Raw genomic sequence first — 12,754 nt, 5'->3', positions numbered from 1 at the left:
AGGTGGTAGCGGGGAATCTGCTTCTTGAACTCCTCGATGAACACGGGCCGCTCGGGCCGCGGGCCCACCAGGCTCATGTCGCCCCAGAGCACGTTGAAGAACTGGGGCAGCTCGTCGAGCGAGTACTTGCGCAGGAAGGTGCCGATGGGCGTGCGCCGCGGGTCGTCCTTGCTGGCCATCATGGCGCCCGTGACCTCGGCGTCCACGCGCATGGTGCGGAACTTGAGGATGTGGAACGTCTCCCCGTCCATGCCCATGCGCTCCTGGGCATAGAGCAGGGGGCCGCGGCTGGTGAGCTTCACCGCGAGGGCCACCGCCAGCATGATGGGCGCGCTCACCACGAGGGCCACCAGCGCGAAGAGGACGTCGAAGACGCGCTTGGCCACCATGTTCCAGCCCGTCATCGGATCGCCCTGGAGGCTGATGATGGGCAGCCCGCCGAACTCCTCGAGCCCGCCGTACAGGGTGACGTACTGGTAGAGGTCCGGCACCACCTTCACGTCCACCGTGCGCAGCGCGAGCTGCTCCATCAGCGGCTTGACGGCGGCCTGATCCTCCAGCGGCACCGCGATGATGACCTGGTCCACCGGGCGCGCATCCAGCACGGTGTCCACGTCCTTCACGTGGCCAATCACCGGCACGCCCATCACCTGCTGGCCCACCTTCTCCGGCCGCAGGGTGAGCATCCCCTCCACGCGGAAGCCCAGCTCGCGGTGGCCCTCCACCGTCTCGATGACGCGCTGGCCCAGCTCGCCCGCGCCGATGACCAGGATGGACTTGAGGTTGAAGCCGCGCCGGCGCACCTCGTTGAGCACCGCGCGCAGCGCCAGCCGCACCAGCGACACCAGGACGAAGGAGTAGCCGGAGAAGAAGGCCAGCATCAGACGCGAGTAGCGCTCGCGCGTGAAGTACGTCAGCGCCACCACGATGAGGGTGGCCATGACGGTGGCCTTGAAGACCTCGAACACCTCGCCGATGTGCGTGCGCGCCCGGTTGGTGGCGTACAGCCGCGACTGGCGGTAGGTGACGGGGAACACCACCAGCACCGTCGCCAACGAGACCAACGTCTCGTCCAGGGGCGGCAGTCCGTAGAGGACCGGGATGGGTCCATCGAAGCGGGTGACGTAGGCGAGCACGAACGCCATCGTCAGCATCACCACGTCGGCGGCGACCTTGATGGACGTGTAGAAACGCTGGAACCGGCTGAACACGCGGGCCTCCTTACTGTGGCCTGCAAGACGCTCGGCCGCGACCTGCAATCACCGCACCCCGCTCCCACGAGCCGTCCTGTACCGGACAGCCCACGCGGCCGGTGCGCTCGTACCACGGAAATCCCCCGGAATCCAAGGGGTTGCCCCCGCTTGTGGCCAACGGTGCGAGCACCCCCGAGCGGGTGCGTCCCTCCTCGGAAAAGCCCTCCACCAGGGCAGCGGTGTCAGGGTCCGGCGGCCCGGCGGGGGGGAGCGGCCATCAGCGCGTCCACCTCGGACTGGATGGCGCGCAGGAAGGTGGCCCGGCTGAAGCGCTCGGCCTGGGCGCGGGCGTCGGCGGGGCGGAAGCCAGGCTCCCACTGCTCGAAGCGGCGCACGGCGTCCACCAGCGCGGCGGGCGTCTGCGCGTCGAAGAAGAGGCCCGTGCGAGGGCTGACCGTCTCCAGCGCCCCACCCCGCCCGTAGGCGATGACGGGGCGGCCGCTGGCCTGGGCCTCCAGCGGGACGATGCCGAAGTCCTCCTCGGGGGTGAAGATGAGGGCGCGCGCGTCGCGGTAGAGGCCGGCGAGCGCCTCGTTGGGCACGGGCCCGAGGAAGCGGATGTGGGAGGGCAGCGCCCCCGAGGTGAGCTTCGCCGCCTCCTGGCCGGTGCCCACCACCCACAGCGGCGCGTCCAGGTGCCGGAAGGCCTCCAGCGCGATGTCCAGCCGCTTGTACGGGGCGAAGGCGCCCAGCCACAGGTAGTAGCCCCCCTGGCCGAGCCCCTCCAGCGGGTGCTGGCAGAAGCGGTCCAGGGCGATGGGCGGGTACACCACCGAAGCCTCGCGGCCCCAGAAGCGTTGCACCTTGCCGGCGATGTGCTGGCTGTTGACGAGGATGCGGTCCACCCCGGCGGTGCTCTCGCGGTCCCACTTCTGGAGCCAGGGCCGCACCGCGTGCGCCGCCGCGCGCACCGGCAGCGAGGCCCGCCCCGGCCCGAAGTAGTCGTCGAACAGGTCCCACATGTACCGCATGGGCGCGTGCACGTACGCGAGGTGCTTCGCCCCGGGCGGCTTGCGGATGCCCTTGGCCACGCAGTGGCTGGAGGAGATGACGAGGTCATACCCCTCCAGGCGCATGGACTCGATGACCTGGGGCAGCACCGGGAGGAAGTGCCGGTAGAGCGTGTGGATGCGGGGAATCCGCTGGAGGACGGACGTGTGGATGGGCCGCGATTCAATCCGCGGGTGCACGGCGCCGGGGCGGTGCACGAGGGTGTGGATGTCCGCCCGCGGGAACAGCTCGCACAGTGCCTCGAGCACGTGCTCGCCGCCGCGCTGGGTGACGAGCCAGTCATGGACGAGAGCGACCTTCACGGGCCGGCCTTGTACCACCGCTCGGCCCCGATGCCGACAACCGGGCAACCGAGCCCCCCATGCCGCCCGCGCGTGTGGTAGTGCCTCCCCCGTGGCGAGCGTCCTCATCGACCTGCGCATGGTCCGTGGCCGGCTGCACGGCATCGCGCGTTACGCGCTGGAGCTGGCGTGCCGGTTGCCGGCGCTGGCCCCCGACCTGCGCTTCAGCGGCCTCACCGCGCCCGAGGGACTGCCGGCGGGGCTCGGCGCCTTCACCCCGCGCATGCCCCTGCACCGCAGCCCGGTGGGCTTCCTCTCGCCCCTGGAGCAGCCGGCGCTCGCCGCCTCGCTCGCCCGGCTGGCCCCGGACCTCTTCCATGCGACGTCCTTCTCCGTGCCGGCGCTGTGGCCGGGACGGCTGGTGGCCACGCTCCACGACGCCAACCACCTGGTGCTCTCGGAGCAGTACGGCCCGGGCCGCCGCGCCTACTACAAGCTGATTGTCGGTCCCCGGGCGAAGACGGCCCGGGCCCTCATCACCGTCTCCGAGTTCTCCCGCGCGGAGCTGGCGCGAGAGCTGGGCCTGTCGCCCTACAAGCTCCAGGTCATCCCCAACGGCGTGGACGCGCGCTACCAGCCCTCGACGGCCTCGGAGCTGAAGGCCTTCCGCGAGCGCCGGGGACTGCCGCCGCGCTTCTTCCTCGCGGTGGGCAACACCAAGGCCTTCAAGAACCTCGGGCTGCTGGCGGACATCGCCCCTTCCCTGCCGGAGCCCCTCGTCCTGCTGGCCGGCAAGGGCGCGGCGTGGGAGCTGGGCTTCCCGGACTCCACCCTCGAGCTGGCCGATCTCCCCGAGGACGACATGCCGCTGCTCTACGGGGCCGCGACGGCGCTGCTGATGCCCTCGCGCTACGAGGGCTTCGGCCTGCCCCCGCTGGAGGCCATGGCGTGCGGCACGCCCGCGGTGGTGGCGCGCACCACGTCCCTGCCGGAGGTGGTGGGCGAGGCCGCGCTGCTGCTCTCTCCGGATGACGCGAACGCCTGGCGGGAGACGGCGCTGAAGCTGCTGCGCGACGAGGCCCTGCGCCGGGAGCTCTCGGACAAGGGCCGCGAGCGCGCCGCCCTCTTCACCTGGGACGACTGCGCCCGGCGGACGCTGGCCACCTACCGCCGGGCACTCGAGGCCCGCTGAGCCGCGCGAGGCCTACGCCGCCCCGCGTGGCGACACCGCGTCGAAGGAGCCTGACTGCTGCTTCGCTCGCGAACCGGCGGGCCGGCAGGGGAACTCGAGCCGCAGGCGCGCTCCGCCCTCGGGCCTGTTCTCCGCGGTGAGCACGCCGCCGAACTGCGTCACCAGCTCGCGCGACAGGGGCAGGCCCAGGCCAGTGCCCTTGTCGGGGGTCTTGGTGGTGAAGAAGTTCTCGAAGAGCCGCGGCAGCACATGCGAGGCGAAGCCTGGTCCGTTGTCCTCGATGAGCAACACCACGCGCTCGCCCTCGGCCCGGCCCTTCACCCACACCTCGCCCTGCTCCACCTGCTGCTCCTCCAGTGCGTCCCCCGCGTTGACGAGCAGGTTGAGCACCACCTGCGCCAGCTTGCGGCGCACGGCGAAGACCTCGGGCAGGTCCTTGGGCACGTCCACGTTCAATGCGGCCACGTGCTTGAGTCGGACCGAGGCCAGCTTCAGCGCGTCGCCCACCACGTCGGCCAGCGCGCACTCCGAGGCCTCCTCGGTGTCCATGCGCGAGAAGCCCTTCAGGTCCCCGGCGATCCGGTGGATGTGATCCACGCCCTCGCGCGTCTCGGCGATCACCTCGGCCACCTCGCTCGTGTTCGAAGAAGCGGTGCCCGCGAGCATCTCCCGCTGGAGGAAGTCGAGGTTGGCGCGGACATAGGACAGCGGGTTGTTGATCTCGTGCATCACCCCCGCGGCGATCCGCCCGATGACGGCCAGCTTCTCGGACTGGGTCCGGCGGCGCTCACTGAGGGCCAGCGCCTCGAGGGACTCGCGGCGGGCACGCTCCAGGCGGGCCTGGTGCTCCGCCGCCTGCATCTTGAAGAGCCAGGAGCAGCAATAGAGCCCGAAGAAGGTGGAGGACACCACCATCGCGCTCCACGTCAGGGAGATGGAGTGGGAGCGACCATCCGCATGCATGAGCATGAAGGCGCCGATGGCCCCCACCACCCCGCTGGTGATGATCTCGATGATGCCCCGCTGGTACAGCAGGGTGACGACGAGCTGCCAGCCCGGGAGGAAGGCCACGTAGGGGCTGTTGACGCCTCCCGCGAAGATGGCGAGCGCCAGACCGGCGCCCCCCGACAGCAGGCCGTGGAAGACCGCGAGCAGACGTGCCTGCCCATCGGAAGACCGTTTGAGCATCCACGGGTAGACCGCCAGGAACAGGGCCCAGACGATGCGGACCGCCAGCATGTCGAACCGGAAGCCCCCCACGACGATGACGTCCAGCCCGTAGGAGCCCAGGACGACCACGGGGAACACCCGGGGAATCTGGGTACGGCGCGGCCTGGACGTGCTCGCGGGATCCCCCGGGGCCTGCTGTTCCAATGAGCCAGCCCCCACCGGCTCATCAGTCGTCGAATGAAGCATCTGCATGACTCGCGAGAACGAGAAAAGGGGCATCGATCACAAGGAAGGCGACGGGTCGCGTCAGCCTAACATGTGAAGGAAGCGGAGCCGGAAGCACTCCCCGGGTTCCACGCCAGTGCTTCCATATCTAGCCAGAAGTTCGGTTCTCCAAGCATTCCATTCGGGTGGATTTGGGAGAGGCGGACACGGTCCGCTCCAGCTCGGCGGGGTTGAGGCGGAACCAGCGAGCCACGAGCAGGACTTCCTGGGCCTCGTGGGCGCGCAGGCCGACGAGCCTGGGCTCCGGCCGCTCGAAGACCTCCCCCACCTTCTCCTCCAATGCGAGCTGCTCACGTGGAGTGCGCGGAGCGGCGAGCTCGGCGCGCACGCTGCCGCGGCGGACGATGTAGACGCGGTCCTCCCCGTCATGACCGGGGACGGTGTAGACGAAGGAGAGGCGCTCCACGGTCTGGCCGAGCTCGATGAGCTCGGTCTGCACACGCTCCAGCGTCGCCGCGCGGTCGCGCAGCTCGGCGGCGTACTCGAACTGGAGGCGCCGGGACGCGACGCTCATGCGCTCGCGCAGCAGGGCGAGCGGCACGTCCGAGACGCCATTGAGGAAGTCGCGGGCCTGGACGAGGCGCGCGAGGTACTCGGTGCGCGTGCAGCCACCGGCACACGGGGACAGACAGCGGCCGACCTGACCGCGCATGCACCGCGGCTCCTCCTGGACTCGGAAGAGCTCAATCTGATCCGCGAGCCGCATGGGCGTGTCCGCGGGGCAGTCGCGCAGCTCCAGCAGATCGCAGATCGCCCGCACCGCCTCGCTGACGCCCTGCCGACCCCGGAGGGGACCGAAGTACTCGGCACCATCGTTGGTGACGTGGCCCACGACGAGCAGCCGGGGCACCGGCTCGCGGGTGAGCTTGATGAAGCACAGCAGGCTGTCGCGCTTGTGCTGGACGTTGAAGAGGGGCCGCCAGCGCTTGATGTGCCGGAACTCCTGCAGCAGCGCGGCGAACTCGCTCGGGGCGTACTCCCACTCCACGTCATGGGCGTGGCCGATGATCTCCGCCGCCTTGTCCCCTCGCGGGGCCCGGAAGTAGGAGAGCAGCCGCGTGCGCACCCGCACCGACTTGCCCACGTAGAGCACCTCTCCCGAGGGGCCGCGCATGCGGTAGACGCCGGGCCGGTTCTCGGCACGGGCCCGGACATCTGCGCGAAGCTGATCGAGGCGTGGACTCATGCGACGGAAGCCCGGCGCGGAACACACCGGGACCGTCAAGGCTACTGCGGAGCCTCGGGCAATACTGACAGCCGACGGAGCGTGCGCCTCTCGGCCGAAGGTGGAGGGAGCGGCGGGACGAGCGGTCCAGCCCCCCCACTCCACCTCTGGGGGTGAAACCGCTCAGTCCTGCCCGAGCTTCTGCTTCATCCGCTCGATGCCCGTCTTGTAGGCCGAGTGGTCCTTGTGGCTCAGCGCGGACTGGAAGTTTTCCAGCGCCTCGGCCCACTTCCCCTCGGACTCGTACACGCGGGCGATGTTGTAGAAGGAGCTGGCGCGGATGGTGGGCGCGGCCTTGCCGGACGCCAGGGCGATCGCCTTGCGGTTGGCCCAGAGGGCCTCGGCGTTGCGGTTGAGCTTCTGGTACGCGAGCCCCAGGTTGCTGTACGCCTGCCCGTGCTCCGGGTTGTTCGCGATGGCCTCCAGGTAGAGCGACACGGCCTCGTCCAGCTTGCCGTCGTGGTAGGCCTTCTCGCCCTGCTTGTTCAGCGTGTCCGCGAGGCGCGTCTGGTCCACCGACACCTCGGGCACGGACTGGAAGCCGCCGCCCTTGATGATCTCCTGCATGAAGGAGCCGACCTTCGCGCGGTCATTCATGTCGGTGAACTTGTTGATGTCGTAGAACTCACCGTTGTCGCCGATGCCGAACACGACCCAGACGTTGCCGGCCTTGCTCCGGGGCGGCGTGAAGGTGCGCACCAGCGAGGAGCCCACGTAGACGAACACCTTGGCCTGGCTGACGGTGGAGAGCGTCACCGAGCCCAGCTTGTCGCCCTCGGTGTAGTTGTGCACGGCGTAGAGGTACTTCACGCCGGGCTTCTTCTTCTCCAGCGTAATCGTCTCCGGACCGAAGCTCGTCGTGTCGTCCACGTCGAGGTTGGCCAGGTCCCCCTGCTTCTTCGAGTAGAAGACGTGGGTGGAGGGGTGGACCAGGTGCGAGTCCAGATCGCTCGGCTGGGCGCCCCAGTTGAGGACGATGCGCATGCCGTCCAGGTTCTGCGCCATGACCGGGCTGATGGCGTACGTCAGGCCATCGCACGGGCACTTCACCACCAGGTTCGAATAGCCCTCCTTCTTGATGATCAGGCTGACCGAGCTGTCATCGGCCCCGCTGAAGGGCTTGTCGAACCGGACCGTGCCGTCGGCACCGGTGGTGCCCTTGACGGACGCCTCGCCGTTGCGCTGGACGATGACCTCGGCGCCAGCGATGCGCTGGTCCTTCACCGTGGCACTGAGAACCTGGACCTTGATGGCCTCCGCGCCCAGGGCGGACACCGGCACCGCGCACCCGAGAGAGAACGCCAACGCGAACAACCGCCTCATGATTGCTGCCCCCGAAAAGAGATGTGAAGCGGGGGCAGTCTAGGGTCCTCGGCGCGAGGCGTTCAAATCCTCACTGGTCGTCACACGGGGTGCCCAGGCGGTCCCCCGTGTACACCCCCAGCTCGTTGTAGATGAGCGCGTAGTTCTCGGCGACGGGCACCGGGCGCAGCTCGATCCCCTTCTTGTTGTTCTCGATCCAGGTCGAGGAGGTCTCGTTGTCCAGCACCAGCCGGAGCTCGCCCTTCTTCGTCGAGAAGATCTCCCCCTTCGAGTCGGAGACGATGTCCTTCATCTTCTGCGGCTGGAGCTGGCCCTTGAGCCCGATGGACACCCGGAAGTTGCGCTGCTCGGACGGATGGAAGCCCCGCTCCACCAGGTAGTAGCGACCGAGCTGGTCGCGCAGCAGCGCATAGGGCACGTACTTCTGCGGGTTCGGCTCGAAGGTGGCCTTGCGCACCATCTCCTGCGCCTGCTCGGACTCGACCAGGGTGAACGGGATGGTCCGCTCGCCGCAGCGCACCGCACAGGTCTTCTTCTCCTCGTCCAGCTCCACCTCCGAGTACACGCGCATGTCGACCCCGCGGAACGAGGCGTTCATGGTCTTGTTGACGAAGCGCGGCTCGAGGAAGTGGTAGCCACTGATGACCCAGGGCGGAGGGGCCACCTGGACGAAGCGCTTGCCGTCTCCGTAGGCGAGCTGGACTTGCTGCTGCTCATGGGGCAGCGCCGCCACGTAGTGGCCCTTGCCATCCGTGCACACGCGGATCTTCTCCAGGCGCAGCCGCTCCGCGAGCTTCTCTCCCTGCCCGCGCGCGGACTCGAGGTTCTCCTCGAGGTACTTCGTGACGAACGCCTCCTGGTTCGACGCGTCCTTGGCCGTCGTCCAGGAGACGCGGCCCGCCCGCACCTCCAGCTTCAGGGCGTCACCGAACCGGCAGGAGAACTCCTTGGCCTGCGCCTGGATGGCCTTCTTCCCCTCGGCCGTGGCGCACAGCTTGCTCAGCGCATCCAGCGGGGCCGTACAGTAGGAGGAGATGCTGTAGCCCTTGAGCAGCTCGTCCGAGATGCTGCTCCAGTCGATCGTCCCCGTCACCGAGGTGCCGCACGCCGCGTTCAGGGACGTCACCGACTCGGCGAGCGTCTGCTCGACTCCGGCCGTCTCGCCCTTCCGATCGAAGGCCATCAGCCGCGTGAGCGTGCCATCCGCCTGCTGCTTCTGGTGCAGCGCGTACACCTCCTCGGCCTTCAAGGCCTTGGTGCGCGCGTCGTCGTAGGCGACGGTGATGCTGTCCCGCCGGCCAGGCACGTGGAGGTAATAGGTCCGGCGGCCCCTGCTCGCTTGCAGCACCAGGGTGGCGTAGTCGCGGCCCCGCCGCTGCGTGGTGTAGTACACGTCGTCGCCCGACTCGTTCACCGTATAGGGGAGGACCTTGCCGTCGAGCTCGCTGCCCGTCCCCTGCACGTGGAGGAGGACCTTCTTGCTCTCCACGGGGGTGAGCGGAATGACCGCCACCAGCTCCCCCTCCGGACCGGAGAACACCTTGCCTGCTTCCACGGGCGCCGCCGCGCGGGCGGGTGCTCCACCCAGCACAGCAACCACGATGACCGTCGCCAGAATGGCTCTCACGTCTGTCTCCTGAGGGGCGCGCCCTGGGCCCGATCCGGGCGAGCGCGAGCGTTCAAAAATCCAGGTACTTCTTGCAGTACTGACGCACCTCGCGCTTCCCCGCGGGCGGCAGCCGCCGCCAATGTGCCCGAGCAGCGGAGAGGTCGGATTGCCGGCAATAGGCGCGAGCGAGAAGGGCTTCCGCCGCCTGGGTCTCCGTCTCGCGCAGGTCCCCCTTGCGCAGGATGCGCAACCCCAGACGGGTTGCTTCCTGGAAGTGGCCGTCGGCCAATGCGCGCTCGGCTTCTTTCAGCTCGGCCCGCACCGCCTCCGACATGCCCTCGCGCTTGCCCTGGCTCGCCGGCTTGGGCGTGGGTTTGCTCTCGACGACAGCGGGGACGGCCGGTACGGCGGGGGCGGCCACGGGCACCTGCGGCACCGCATCGGGCGCGGGTGGATCCCTTGGCTCGGGAGGGAGCGCGGGCATGGGCGGGCTCTTCGGGGCGGGCGCGGACACCGCCACGCTCTCCGGCGCGCTGCTGGCGGGAACGGACGCGGAGCGACCTCCGAACCACCCGTTCACGACGGCCACGCCGAGGATCACCGCCATCCCCGCGAGCGCCAGGGGGATCACCGGCTTCGCCCGGGCCCGTCGAAGCTCCGGGGCCGCGAGTGGAGGCGCCATGGCCTGAGGAGGTGGCGTGGAAGCGGGACTCGCGGGCGGAGGCTCCGCCACTGGCGCCGGGATGCGCGCGGTGGACGCGGGCACGTGCGTCGCGGCATACCCCACGTCATCCGCCGCGGGAGCGGGGATGCGCGCGGTGGAAGACGGCATGTGGGTCGCGGCGAATCCCACGTCATCCGTCGCGGGAGCCGGGATGCGCGCGGTGGAGGCGGGCACGTGCGTCGCGGCGAATCCACCCTCCTCCGCCGAGGATGGTGTGGCCCGGGAGAAGGACGGGGCCGGGGCCGTTCCGGAGAGGCTCTGGAGGGGGCTGCCCGTCAGCTCTTCGATGAAGGACGCGACGTCCGGGTAGCGGTCCTGCGGGCTCTTGGCGAGCGCCCGCTCCACCGCCGTGAGGACCCGCTCGGGGAGCGCGGGACAGTGCGTCGCCAGGGGCTCGGGCTGCGTGTGGACGATGCGGAAGATGACCTGAACGATGCTGCCGCCCTCGCCCGCGAACGGCGGAGTCCCGGCCAGCATCTCGTAGACGATGCACCCGAGGGCGAAGAGGTCCGTCCGGGCATCCACCTCGCTGTTCTTCCCCAGCGCCTGCTCGGGCGCCATGTACTGCGGCGTGCCGATCAGCACGGCGTCCTGGGTCTGCAGCGTCCGCGAGTCGAGCATCTTCGAGATGCCGAAATCGAGCAGCTTCACCCGCTCGCCCACCACGCCCCCGGAGTCGGTGGGCACGAGGAACACGTTGGCGGGCTTGAGGTCGCGGTGCACCACGCCGGCGCGGTGCGCCGCCTGGAGCGCCGAGCCGATCTGCCGGGTGATGGCGAGCGCGTCGGGGAGCGGGAGCCGTCCGCGCTGCAGCCGGTGCTCGAGGCTCTCGCCGCGCAGGTACTCCATCATCAGGAAGGGCGTGCCGTCCGGGAGGGTGTCGAAGTCGAGCACCTCGACGATGTTCGGGTGGCCGAGCTGGGTGGCGATCTCCGCCTCGCGCCGGAAGCGCGCGTACAGCTCCGGGTTCAGGCTCGCGCTGTTCTGGAGGACCTTGACGGCCACCTGTCGCCCGGGGAGCCGGCGGTGACGGGCCAGGAAGACCTCGCCCATCCCCCCCTTCCCGAGCAGCGAGATGATCTCGTACGTGTCCTGGAGGACCGCGCCCACGCGAATTTCACTGGCAGCCGGTTGGGTCATGGGGGGCATCGGGCCGAGCTGGGGCCCGAGCCATGATTTAGCCCGCTTCGACCCCACTCCGCCAGTCACCCCTGGCCCCGAGCCCAGGCGCTCAGGCGGGGCGGGCGAACTGCCGCACGGTCTCGACGAGGGAGCTCAGCTCGAAGGGCTTGCGCAGCTCGGCCGTCACCAGGGGGGACGTCACCGGCAGGGCGCTGATGGCCACCACGGGGATGTCGTTGAAGGCCGGGTCGGCGCGCATCCGCTCCAGGAAGGTCCAGCCATTCACCCGGGGCATGATGAAGTCGAGCAGCACCAGCGCGGGCCGCTGCGTCCCGGACAGCCACTCGAGCGCCATGGAGCCGTCCTTCGCGGAGACCACCGCGCAGCCCTCGTCCACCAGGGCTTCCTCGATGACCGTGCGGAGATCCGACTCGTCTTCGACCAGCAGAATGAACGGGGGGGAGTCAATCATGGTCGAGCCTGGGCTTAGGCCAGCGAGTGAGCCAGCACCAGGGAACATCCGCCGGGTCCGTCCCGGCACGTGTGCCCGGCTCAGCGCTCCTCGAACATGGCGTAGATGACGCGCCAGGCGAGCTGGACCTCACGCCCGGAGCGACGGGAGAGGTAGTCGCAGAGCTCCGCGACGTGGTCGGGCCGCTCGCGCTCGAAGCCGTTGAACAGCGTCTTCAGGGACATGTTGAGGCCCACGGCCAGCTTCCCCAACGTCTCCAGGGAGGGAGAAAACGAACCCCGTTCGATGCGCCGGATGGCGTCCACCGACAGCTCGCTGCGCTCCGCGAGCTTCTCCTGGGTGAGCTTCCGCGAGATCCTGAGGCGACGCATATGACTGCCGAACTGCACGTGCAAACGCCCTCCCCCAGCCACCCTGTTTTTCTCGTTCTCCATACCGTCCGGGATAATTGGGGCCACTTCGCGCCATGTGAAGTGAGGATGTTCGGGGCTGGACCCTGCATTTGCTCTCGGCTTGTCAAAGCTGCCCGGGAGCGTTCTCAAAGGAAGGACACGGCTCCCGCGAGTCTCAGCTCCGAGGGTGTACGGGAGCGGGAGACCCGCTCAGCCCGGCCCCCAGCACCAGCGCGAAGGCCTGCGAGGCCTGCACGTGGAAGAGCGGATCGTGCAGCAGGGAGAGCAGGCAGAAGAAGGCGAGCGCCCCCAGCGCGCCCAGGCCCTCGGGCCGGGACAGGGGGAAGCGCCAGGCGAGCCAGCCGAGCAGCACCACGAAGAGGATGGCGCCCGGCACGCCCGTCTCCGCGGCCATGCTGAGGTACTGGTTGTGCGACTTGCCCGGGTGCTCACGCGCCTGCTGGGGCATGTCCGGGGTGGCGTAGAGGCGGGCCTGGAAGCGCCCCGGCCCCACTCCGGTGAGGGGGCTCGAGCGCAGCGCGCACAGGCCCGTCTCCAGCAACGCGGAGCGGCTCCCGGAGCCCTTCTCCGTGGAGCTGTTGAGGAAGCGCTCGCGCAGGGGCGGGTTGAGGGCCAGCGTCAGCGCGGCCAGTCCCAGCACCGCCGCGCACGTGGGCACCGCCACACGCCTCGGC

Annotated in this window: 11 protein-coding genes; 1 reads left to right on the top strand and 10 read right to left on the bottom strand. The window is 69.6% G+C overall.

What is annotated here, in order from left to right; genetic code table 11:
• Positions 1-1,211: exopolysaccharide biosynthesis polyprenyl glycosylphosphotransferase (locus VF697_RS03545; protein ID WP_331092047.1), on the bottom strand; the 1,211-nt coding region annotated here is incomplete at its 3' end.
• A gap of 224 nt (positions 1,212-1,435) precedes the next feature.
• On the bottom strand, positions 1,436-2,566 hold the full coding sequence (locus VF697_RS03540) for a glycosyltransferase (RefSeq protein ID WP_331092046.1): 1,131 nt from the start codon (positions 2,564-2,566) through the stop codon (positions 1,436-1,438).
• Between the two features lie 118 nt (positions 2,567-2,684).
• Here VF697_RS03540 and VF697_RS03535 point away from each other — a divergent pair, with 118 nt between their 5' ends.
• A complete protein-coding gene (locus VF697_RS03535; RefSeq protein WP_331092048.1) occupies positions 2,685-3,737 on the top strand; it encodes a glycosyltransferase family 1 protein in 1,053 nt (350 codons plus the stop codon).
• A 12-nt stretch (positions 3,738-3,749) separates the two neighbouring features.
• Here the strand turns inward: VF697_RS03535 and VF697_RS03530 are convergent, their stop codons facing one another.
• The 8 genes from VF697_RS03530 to VF697_RS03495 all read right to left on the bottom strand — a co-directional run.
• The gene (locus tag VF697_RS03530) at positions 3,750-5,111 is read right to left on the bottom strand and encodes a sensor histidine kinase (protein WP_331092045.1); all 1,362 of its coding nucleotides are present in this window, start codon (positions 5,109-5,111) and stop codon (positions 3,750-3,752) included.
• Positions 5,112-5,280: 169 nt separating this feature from the next.
• On the bottom strand, positions 5,281-6,378 hold the full coding sequence (locus tag VF697_RS03525; RefSeq protein ID WP_331092044.1) for a nuclease: 1,098 nt from the start codon (positions 6,376-6,378) through the stop codon (positions 5,281-5,283).
• A 162-nt stretch (positions 6,379-6,540) separates the two neighbouring features.
• Positions 6,541-7,740, bottom strand: coding sequence for a tetratricopeptide repeat protein (locus VF697_RS03520; RefSeq protein WP_331092043.1), 1,200 nt, complete (start codon positions 7,738-7,740; stop codon positions 6,541-6,543).
• A 70-nt stretch (positions 7,741-7,810) separates the two neighbouring features.
• Entirely contained in the window at positions 7,811-9,367 is a 1,557-nt protein-coding gene (locus tag VF697_RS03515; RefSeq protein WP_331092042.1) for a hypothetical protein, read from the bottom strand.
• A 52-nt stretch (positions 9,368-9,419) separates the two neighbouring features.
• Positions 9,420-11,213 carry a serine/threonine-protein kinase gene (locus VF697_RS03510; RefSeq protein ID WP_331092041.1) on the bottom strand — a complete coding sequence of 598 codons (1,794 nt, stop codon included), beginning with the start codon at positions 11,211-11,213 and terminating at the stop codon, positions 9,420-9,422.
• Between the two features lie 91 nt (positions 11,214-11,304).
• Complete coding sequence (locus tag VF697_RS03505; protein WP_331092040.1) at positions 11,305-11,667, bottom strand: response regulator; 363 nt, start codon at positions 11,665-11,667, stop codon at positions 11,305-11,307.
• 80 nt (positions 11,668-11,747) lie between these two features.
• A complete protein-coding gene (locus VF697_RS03500; protein ID WP_331092039.1) occupies positions 11,748-12,101 on the bottom strand; it encodes a helix-turn-helix transcriptional regulator in 354 nt (117 codons plus the stop codon).
• Positions 12,102-12,234: 133 nt separating this feature from the next.
• The coding region (locus VF697_RS03495) for an O-antigen ligase family protein (protein WP_331092038.1) at positions 12,235-12,754 on the bottom strand (520 nt) is incomplete at its 5' end.

The organism is Archangium sp. (assembly GCF_036388035.1).
Taxonomy (GTDB): Bacteria; Myxococcota; Myxococcia; order Myxococcales; family Myxococcaceae; genus Archangium.
This window is presented reverse-complemented; position numbering and strand designations above follow the sequence as displayed.

Bases quoted from the DNA above. Each gene is read 5' to 3' on its own strand.
- VF697_RS03500 (WP_331092039.1), bottom strand. From the start codon at position 12,101: ATGGAGAACGAGAAAAACAGGGTGGCTGGGGGAGGGCGTTTGCACGTG.
- VF697_RS03525 (WP_331092044.1), bottom strand. From the start codon at position 6,378: ATGAGTCCACGCCTCGATCAGCTTCGCGCAGATGTCCGGGCCCGTGCC.
- VF697_RS03510 (WP_331092041.1), bottom strand. From the start codon at position 11,213: ATGACCCAACCGGCTGCCAGTGAAATTCGCGTGGGCGCGGTCCTCCAG.
- VF697_RS03505 (WP_331092040.1), bottom strand. From the start codon at position 11,667: ATGATTGACTCCCCCCCGTTCATTCTGCTGGTCGAAGACGAGTCGGAT.
- VF697_RS03535 (WP_331092048.1), top strand. From the start codon at position 2,685: ATGGTCCGTGGCCGGCTGCACGGCATCGCGCGTTACGCGCTGGAGCTG.
- VF697_RS03520 (WP_331092043.1), bottom strand. From the start codon at position 7,740: ATGAGGCGGTTGTTCGCGTTGGCGTTCTCTCTCGGGTGCGCGGTGCCG.